Source organism: Mesorhizobium sp. M4A.F.Ca.ET.090.04.2.1 (assembly GCF_003999085.1).
Taxonomy (GTDB): Bacteria; Pseudomonadota; Alphaproteobacteria; order Rhizobiales; family Rhizobiaceae; genus Mesorhizobium.
Genome location: NZ_RZOT01000327.1, coordinates 1 through 6,874, shown reverse-complemented (window position 1 = coordinate 6,874; position 6,874 = coordinate 1). Strand labels below are relative to the sequence as shown.

Below are 6,874 nucleotides of genomic sequence, written 5' to 3'. Positions count from 1 at the left end.
GCAATGCCGTCCACACCGCATTGTCCTTCGATCTGGTCGGCGAGGACGTGCTGGTCACCGGCGCCGGGCCGATCGGCATCATGGGCGCGCTGGTGGCGCAATGCGTCGGCGCGCGAAAGGTGGTCATCACCGACATCAATCCGGTCCGGCTGGACCTGGCGCGCAAGCTCGGCGTCCAGCACGTCGTCGACGCCTCGAAGGAAAAGCTGCGCGACGTCATGCCGAAGCTCGGCATGACCGAGGGCTTTGACGTCGGCCTGGAGATGTCCGGCGCCGCCCCCGCCTTCCGCGACATGATCGACACCATGAACAATGGCGGCAAGATCGCCATCCTCGGCATCGCGCCGACCGGCTTCGAGATCGATTGGAACAAGGTCATCTTCAAGATGCTGCATCTCAAGGGCATCTACGGCCGCGAGATGTTCGAGACCTGGTACAAGATGATCGCCCTGGTGCAGGGGCCGCTAGACGTCTCGGGCCTGATCACCCACCGCATCGGCATCGACGATTTTCAGGTCGGGTTCGATGCGATGCGGAGCGGCAATTCGGGTAAGGTTGTGATGGACTGGTGAGCGCTACCGGGGCGAAAGCGAAAGCAAAGCGCCGCAGGCACCTGCCGCTAGACATAGGACGTCCGTTTGGGGTCTAAAACGGTGGGATAATGACGCTCGTCGAGCATGTCCAAGAATGGGTCCAACCCGACCGTCTTGATGAATTCATACTCGGCAGCGGAGATCAAATGGGCGCAAAGGATGGTGACGTCATCGTGGTCAATGGTCAGCGCTTCTGCAATGCGTTTATCGGGTGCAATGACAGGGGTCAAAAACATGAAAATTCTGAAATCCGTGCCCGAGACGGGCGACCAAGGCATTTCAATGCGGTGACCAAAGCCCAACCATGTATTGTCGATAAAGGGATACTCCGCCAGCCATTTGAGATTGCTGATGATGTTTGAGTCAGGCTCGCGAACATACCACATCAGTTCGGCTCGCCGCTCAATGTTCTCGCCTGCCGTTGACGGGGTAGCCATGCGCCGGTCGCTCATACCGTTGGTTAGGAGTACAAAGCCGTTGCCGGCGGGATCAATGAGCGAGAAGTCTCTACGAAACGCAAGAACCTCAACATCGTCAGGCCCTTTGCTTGGAAAGAGTTGATCGGGCTCGCCGAGCTCTTTGGTGTAGACCGATTTTCGATAGAGGTTGTTGGAGTTACCGGATCCGGGCGGCCCTCCGGCGAGAAATCTCTTTGGAAGCCAAGCCATCCATATGCTCCTGATTTCAGCCCTTTAGCCCAACGTGATTAGCACCAACTTTGTCTGGTCCCAAACAAGTTTCGAGCTCCGCTACGCCCTTCACAATCGCTCCTCGCTCTTCCGCTCCGAGTTTCCCCAGCAACTCCCTCTCAAACGCCTTCGCCAGCGGCACCATCTCGCGATAGGCGGCAAGCCCCGCCTTGGTCAGCGCCAGATGCTCGACGCGGCGGTCTTTCTCGTCGGGCGTGCGCGTCAGCCAGCGCCGCCGCTCCAACTCCGCCACCGCGCGCGAGACCTTGGTCTTGTGCATGGCCGACTGCTCGCCGAGCGCCGTCGCCGTCATCGTGCCGTGCTGGCCGAGGCCCGAAAGCGTGCGCCATTCCGGCCGGGTCAGGTCATGGCGATCCCGGTAGATTTTCGAGAATTCGCGGCTGACCGCGTCGGCCAGCCGATAGAGCCGGTAGGGCAGGAAGTTTTCCAACTCGAGGATTTCCGGTTCCATAGGCGCACCACTGTCGCGTCAGCCGTTGATAGTTACATTTTCGATGGTTACAAATGAAACCAGTTTGGTCAACATCGCCGGCAGGCCGCGCTATGCGAGGCTAAGACGGTGATCAGGGAGGATCGGATGGGCTTTTCCTACATGCCGGGCTTCGGCAACGATTTCGAGACTGAGACGCTGCCCGGCTCGCTGCCGCAGGGGCGAAACTCGCCGCAGCGGCCGGCCTACGGGCTCTATGCCGAGCAGCTTTCGGGCTCGCCTTTCACCGCGCCGCGCGGCACCAACGAGCGCTCCTGGCTCTATCGGATCCGGCCGAGCGTCCGCCACACCGGGCGCTTCAAGTCCACCCTCTATCCGCTCTGGAAGACCGCACCCAATCTCGGCGACCACGAACTGGCGCTCGGCCAGTATCGCTGGAACCCGGTGCCGATGCCGAAGGAGCCGACCGACTTCATCGAGGGCATGCGCACCATCACCACCGCCGGCGACGTGCTCGGGCAGTCCGGCATGGCGGCGCATGTCTATGTCGCCAACCGCTCGATGACCGACGATCATTTCTTCAACGCCGACGCCGAGATGCTTGTCGTGCCGCAGGTCGGCGCCTTGCGCTTCGTCACCGAGATGGGCGTCATCGAGCTCAGGCCCGGCGAGATCGCCGTGCTGCCGCGCGGCCTCGTCTTCAAGGTCGAGCTCGCCGATGCCGAGGTGCGCGGCTATGTCTGCGAGAACTACGGCGCCAAGCTGACCATGCCCGACCGCGGGCCGATCGGCGCCAATTGCCTCGCCAATCCGCGCGACTTCAAGTCGCCCTGCGCCTGGTTCGAGGAGAAGGAGACGCAGTGCCGGCTGATCGTCAAATGGTGCGGCTCCTTCCATGTCACAGAGATCGGCCATTCGCCGCTCGACGTGGTCGCATGGCACGGCAACTACGCGCCCTACAAATATGATCTGGCGACGTTTTCGCCGGTCGGCGCCATCCTGTTCGACCACCCGGATCCGTCGATCTTCACCGTGCTGACGGCGCCGAGCGGCGAGGAAGGCACCGCCAACATCGACTTCGTCATCTTCCCGCCGCGCTGGCTGGTGGCCGAGGATACGTTCCGCCCGCCCTGGTACCATCGCAACATCATGAGCGAGTTCATGGGCCTGATCCACGGCCAGTACGACGCCAAGGAGGAGGGCTTCGTCCCCGGCGGCATCAGCCTGCACAATTTGATGCTGGCCCACGGGCCTGACGCGACTGGTTTCGAAAAGGCCTCGCGCACGGAACTGAAACCGGTCAAGCTCGACAACACCATGGCCTTCATGTTCGAGACCCGATTCCCGCAGATGCTGACCCGCTACGCCGCCGAGGTCGAAACCAGGCAGGACAATTACATCGACTGCTGGGCCGGGCTGAAAAAACGCTTCAACGGCACGCCCGAGGGCGACTGGTCTTGAATTTGGACCGCCTCGTTCTTCTCGGCGCCAAGGGCGGCCCGGCGATCCGGCCGGGTGGGCCGTGGCCAAGTTCCTCGCTGCTCGAGATCGGCGGCCGCGCAATCGTCGTCGATTGCGGGCTGGGCGTCACCCGCGCGCTGACCGATGCCGGGCTCAGCCTGAAGACGCTCGACCTAGTCTTCATCACGCATCTGCATTCGGACCATGTGCTGGAACTCGGACCGCTGATCCACACCGCCTGGACGGCGGGCCTCGCCACGCCGGTGACCATCTTCGGTCCGCCTGGCACCGGCCACTACTGGCAGCGCTTCTGCCAGGCGATGGATTTCGACATCGAAATCCGCATCGTCGACGAAGGCCGGCCGGATATCAGGGATCTGGTCTCGGTCGGGGAGTTCGGCGGGGGACTGGTTGTGGAGGAGGGTGGGCTGAAGGTGACGGCGCTGCGCGTCGACCATCCGCCGGTGACCGACTGCTTTGCGCTGCGTATCGAGCATGGCGGCAGGAGCATCGTGTTCTCCGCCGACACGGCCTTCTTCCCGCCGCTGGCCGACTTCGCCAAAGGCGCCGATATCCTCGTCCATGAAGCGATGCTGGAGGAAGGGATCGAGCGGCTGGTGGCGAAGACCGGCAACGGCGCGCGGCTGCGCGAACATCTGCTCGCCAGCCATAGTTTCGCCGAGGAGGCCGGCCGCATCGCCAGCGATGCCGGTGTCAACAGATTGGTGTTGAACCACCTCATTCCGGCCGACGATGCCGCGATCGGCGAGGCCGACTGGATCGCCGCCGTCAGGAAAACTTGGGCCGGCGACTTGACGATCGCCCGCGACGGCCTTGTTGTGGGGTTAGGGCATGATCCCGAAAAGTGGGACCCGGTTTTCGGAAAAGATCATGCGACAGACAAAGACCAAAGCGGCGAACAAGCCGCGCAAGGAGAGGAAACCGCATGAAGCTTGCCACATTGAAGAACGGGACCCGCGACGGAAAGCTGGTCGTCGTCTCGCGCGATTTGACGCGGTTCACCGACGCCTCCTTCCTGGTGCCGACGCTGCAAGCCGCGCTCGACGACTGGCGGCGGATTTCGCCGCACCTCGCGGCAATGGCGGAATCGCTGGAGAACAATGCGGTGCCTTCGGCGCGCTTCCACGAGCATGACGCGCATTCGCCGCTGCCGCGCGCCTATCAGTGGGCCGACGGCTCGGCCTATGTGAACCATGTCGAACTGGTGCGCAAAGCGCGCGGCGCCGAAATGCCGGCAAGTTTTTGGACCGATCCGCTGATCTACCAGGGCGGCTCGGACAGCTTCATTCCGCCGCGCGATCCGATCCGCATGGCCGACGAGGCCTTCGGCATCGACATGGAGGCGGAAGTCGCCGTCATCGTCGACGACGTGCCGATGGGCGCCGGCCCCGACCAGGCGCGGGACGCGATCCGGCTGGTCATGCTGGTCAACGACGTGACACTGCGCGCCATCACCGGCCCCGAGCTTGCCAAGGGTTTTGGCTTCTTCCAGTCGAAACCGTCCTCCGCCTTCTCGCCCGTCGCGGTGACGCCGGATGAGTTGGGCGACGCCTGGGACGGCGGCAAGGTCAGCCTGCCGCTGCTGGCCGATCTCAACGGCAAGCCGTTCGGCCGTGCGGACGCAGGGGTCGACATGACCTTCGATTTCCCGGCGCTGATCGCGCATGCCGCGAGGACGCGGCCGCTCGCCGCCGGCGCCATCATCGGTTCGGGCACCGTCTCCAACAAGCTGGACGGCGGGCCGGGCAAGCCTGTCTCGGCCGGCGGCGCCGGCTATTCCTGCATTGCCGAACTGCGCATGATCGAGACCATCGAGGCGGGCGAACCGAAGACGCCATTCCTGCATTTCGGCGACACGGTGCGCATCGAGATGAAGGACAAGGCCGGCCATTCGATCTTCGGCGCCATCGAGCAGAAGGTCGAGAAATACGCGGGGTGAGGGGATGCCAGGCGAAGCCGTCTATTTGCTGTTTGGCGTGTGGGCGCTGGCCATTCTGGTGGTCTTCGTCCAGGCAACCCGGCTGAGCTACCGCATCGAGGCGCGCTCGCCTGATCTCGCCAACCGCAGCGGCGTTCCGCGCAAGGCGATGCTGTTCCACACCGTCACCAATCTCAGCGTCGCGCGGGACGAGGAAACACAAGGCCTGCGGCGAAAAATGATCCGGCTGCTGCTGATCGTTGTCGGCGGCTTCCTGGTTCTGGCGGTCGGCATCGGCCTTGTCGACAGGACGCCATGACGCCGATTGATCACCTGCGCCGCATGGCGCGCAACAATCGCTGGTCGAACGACCGCCTGTACCGCGCCGTGCTGTTCCTCGAGCCTGGAGAATTTGAGGCCGCGCGCACCAGCTTCTTTCCGTCGATCAAGGAGACGCTGAACCACATCCTCGCGGTCGACCATCTCTATCTCGACTTCCTGACGGAGGGTGGTGTCGGCGCTGCCGCCTATGATGATTTCGTGCCGTTCGACAATGTCGCCGATTTGGTAGTGGCGCAGATCACCTTCGACCGCAAACTGATCGCCTTCTGCGATGCTTTGTCGGAGGCCGATCTAGACCGTCGTGTCATCACCGATAGACGCGAAGACGGTATGATCCCCGAGCGCATCGGCGACATCCTCGCCCATGTCTTCCTGCACGACATCCACCACCGCGGGCAGGTGCACGCGATGCTCTCCGGCACTTCCGTTCCGCCGCCGCAACTGGATGAGTTTTTGCTCGACTACGACATCAAGCTGCGGAAGGACGAGGTCGAGCGGCTCGGTCTTTGAACCGCTCGCCCTCCTCGGCCTTACGCCGCCTTGCCGTCCAGCTTGATCACGCCGCGCTTGATCTGGTCCTGCTCGATCGATTCGAACAGGGCGCGGAAATTGCCCTCGCCAAAGCCCTCGTCGCCCTTCCTCTGGATGAACTCGAAGAAGATCGGGCCGATCACGGTTTTCGAGAAGATCTGCAGCAGGATCTTGGTCATGCCGCCGTCGACGACGCCTTCGCCGTCGATCAGGATGCCGTGCTTCTTCATCCGCCCGATCGGCTCGTCGTGATCATGCACACGGTCCTGCGACATCTCGTAATAGGTGTCGGGCGGGCCAGGCATGAACTTCAGCCCGTTGGCGGCAAGCAGGTCGGTGGCCTCGTAGATCGCGTCCGTGCCGACAGCGATGTGCTGGATGCCTTCGCCATTGTACTTCTTCAGATATTCGGCGATCTGGCTGGTCTCGTCCTTGGACTCGTTCAGCGGAATGCGGATCTTGCCGCAGGGCGAGGTGATGGCGCGGCTGACCAGCCCGGTGATCTTGCCGTCAATGTCGAAGAAGTGGATCTGCTTGAAGCCGAACAGGTCGCGGTAAAAGTCCCACCACTTGTCCATGTTGCCGCGATAGACATTGTGGGTGAGGTGATCGAGGTAGTAGAAGCCGACGCCCTCCGGCTTCGGGTCGCGCTCGCCCAGCCACTCGAACTCGGCGTCATAGGCCGAGCCTTTCTCCCCATAGGTCTCGATGAAATAAAGCAGCGAGCCCCCTATGCCGACGATGGCCGGCACGTCGAGCGCTTTGTCGGTGCCTTCATAAGGCGTGGCACCCTTCGACACGGCATGGTCGAAGGCGTGCTTGGCGTCGACAACGCGCCACGCCATCGAGGCGGCGCAGGGGCCGTGTT

General features: G+C 62.9%; 9 protein-coding genes. 6 read left to right on the top strand and 3 right to left on the bottom strand.

What is annotated here, in order from left to right:
- On the top strand, positions 1 to 572 hold a 572-nt coding region (locus EN781_RS21535), incomplete at its 5' end, for a zinc-binding dehydrogenase (protein ID WP_145965573.1).
- A gap of 47 nt (positions 573 to 619) precedes the next feature.
- Here EN781_RS21535 and EN781_RS21530 read toward each other — a convergent pair.
- Both EN781_RS21530 and EN781_RS21525 read right to left on the bottom strand, forming a co-directional pair.
- Positions 620 to 1,261 carry a suppressor of fused domain protein gene (locus EN781_RS21530; RefSeq protein ID WP_126055051.1) on the bottom strand — a complete coding sequence of 214 codons (642 nt, stop codon included), beginning with the start codon at positions 1,259 to 1,261 and terminating at the stop codon, positions 620 to 622.
- 16 nt (positions 1,262 to 1,277) lie between these two features.
- A complete protein-coding gene (locus EN781_RS21525) occupies positions 1,278 to 1,754 on the bottom strand; it encodes a MarR family transcriptional regulator (protein ID WP_126055050.1) in 477 nt (158 codons plus the stop codon).
- Between the two features lie 126 nt (positions 1,755 to 1,880).
- Between EN781_RS21525 and hmgA the strand changes: the two genes are divergently transcribed.
- Genes hmgA through EN781_RS21500 form a run of 5 tightly spaced genes read left to right on the top strand, consistent with a single transcriptional unit; the run spans position 1,881 to position 5,985 of the window.
- Positions 1,881 to 3,194, top strand: a complete 1,314-nt coding sequence (gene hmgA / locus EN781_RS21520) for a homogentisate 1,2-dioxygenase (RefSeq protein WP_126055049.1) — start codon at positions 1,881 to 1,883, stop codon at positions 3,192 to 3,194.
- Positions 3,185 to 4,144, top strand: coding sequence for an MBL fold metallo-hydrolase (locus EN781_RS21515; RefSeq protein ID WP_126055048.1), 960 nt, complete (start codon positions 3,185 to 3,187; stop codon positions 4,142 to 4,144). Before hmgA ends, EN781_RS21515 begins: the two co-directional genes overlap by 10 nt.
- Positions 4,141 to 5,154: a fumarylacetoacetate hydrolase family protein gene (locus EN781_RS21510; protein WP_126055047.1), complete on the top strand. Its 1,014-nt coding sequence runs from the start codon at positions 4,141 to 4,143 to the stop codon at positions 5,152 to 5,154. The genes EN781_RS21515 and EN781_RS21510 overlap by 4 nt, the downstream gene beginning before the upstream one ends.
- 4 nt (positions 5,155 to 5,158) lie before the next feature.
- The gene (locus EN781_RS21505) at positions 5,159 to 5,452 is read left to right on the top strand and encodes a hypothetical protein (protein ID WP_126055046.1); all 294 of its coding nucleotides are present in this window, start codon (positions 5,159 to 5,161) and stop codon (positions 5,450 to 5,452) included.
- The gene (locus EN781_RS21500) at positions 5,449 to 5,985 is read left to right on the top strand and encodes a DinB family protein (protein WP_127400305.1); all 537 of its coding nucleotides are present in this window, start codon (positions 5,449 to 5,451) and stop codon (positions 5,983 to 5,985) included. The genes EN781_RS21505 and EN781_RS21500 overlap by 4 nt, the downstream gene beginning before the upstream one ends.
- A 20-nt stretch (positions 5,986 to 6,005) precedes the next feature.
- Here the strand turns inward: EN781_RS21500 and hppD are convergent.
- On the bottom strand, positions 6,006 to 6,874 hold an 869-nt coding region (gene hppD, locus EN781_RS21495; protein ID WP_127400304.1), incomplete at its 5' end, for a 4-hydroxyphenylpyruvate dioxygenase.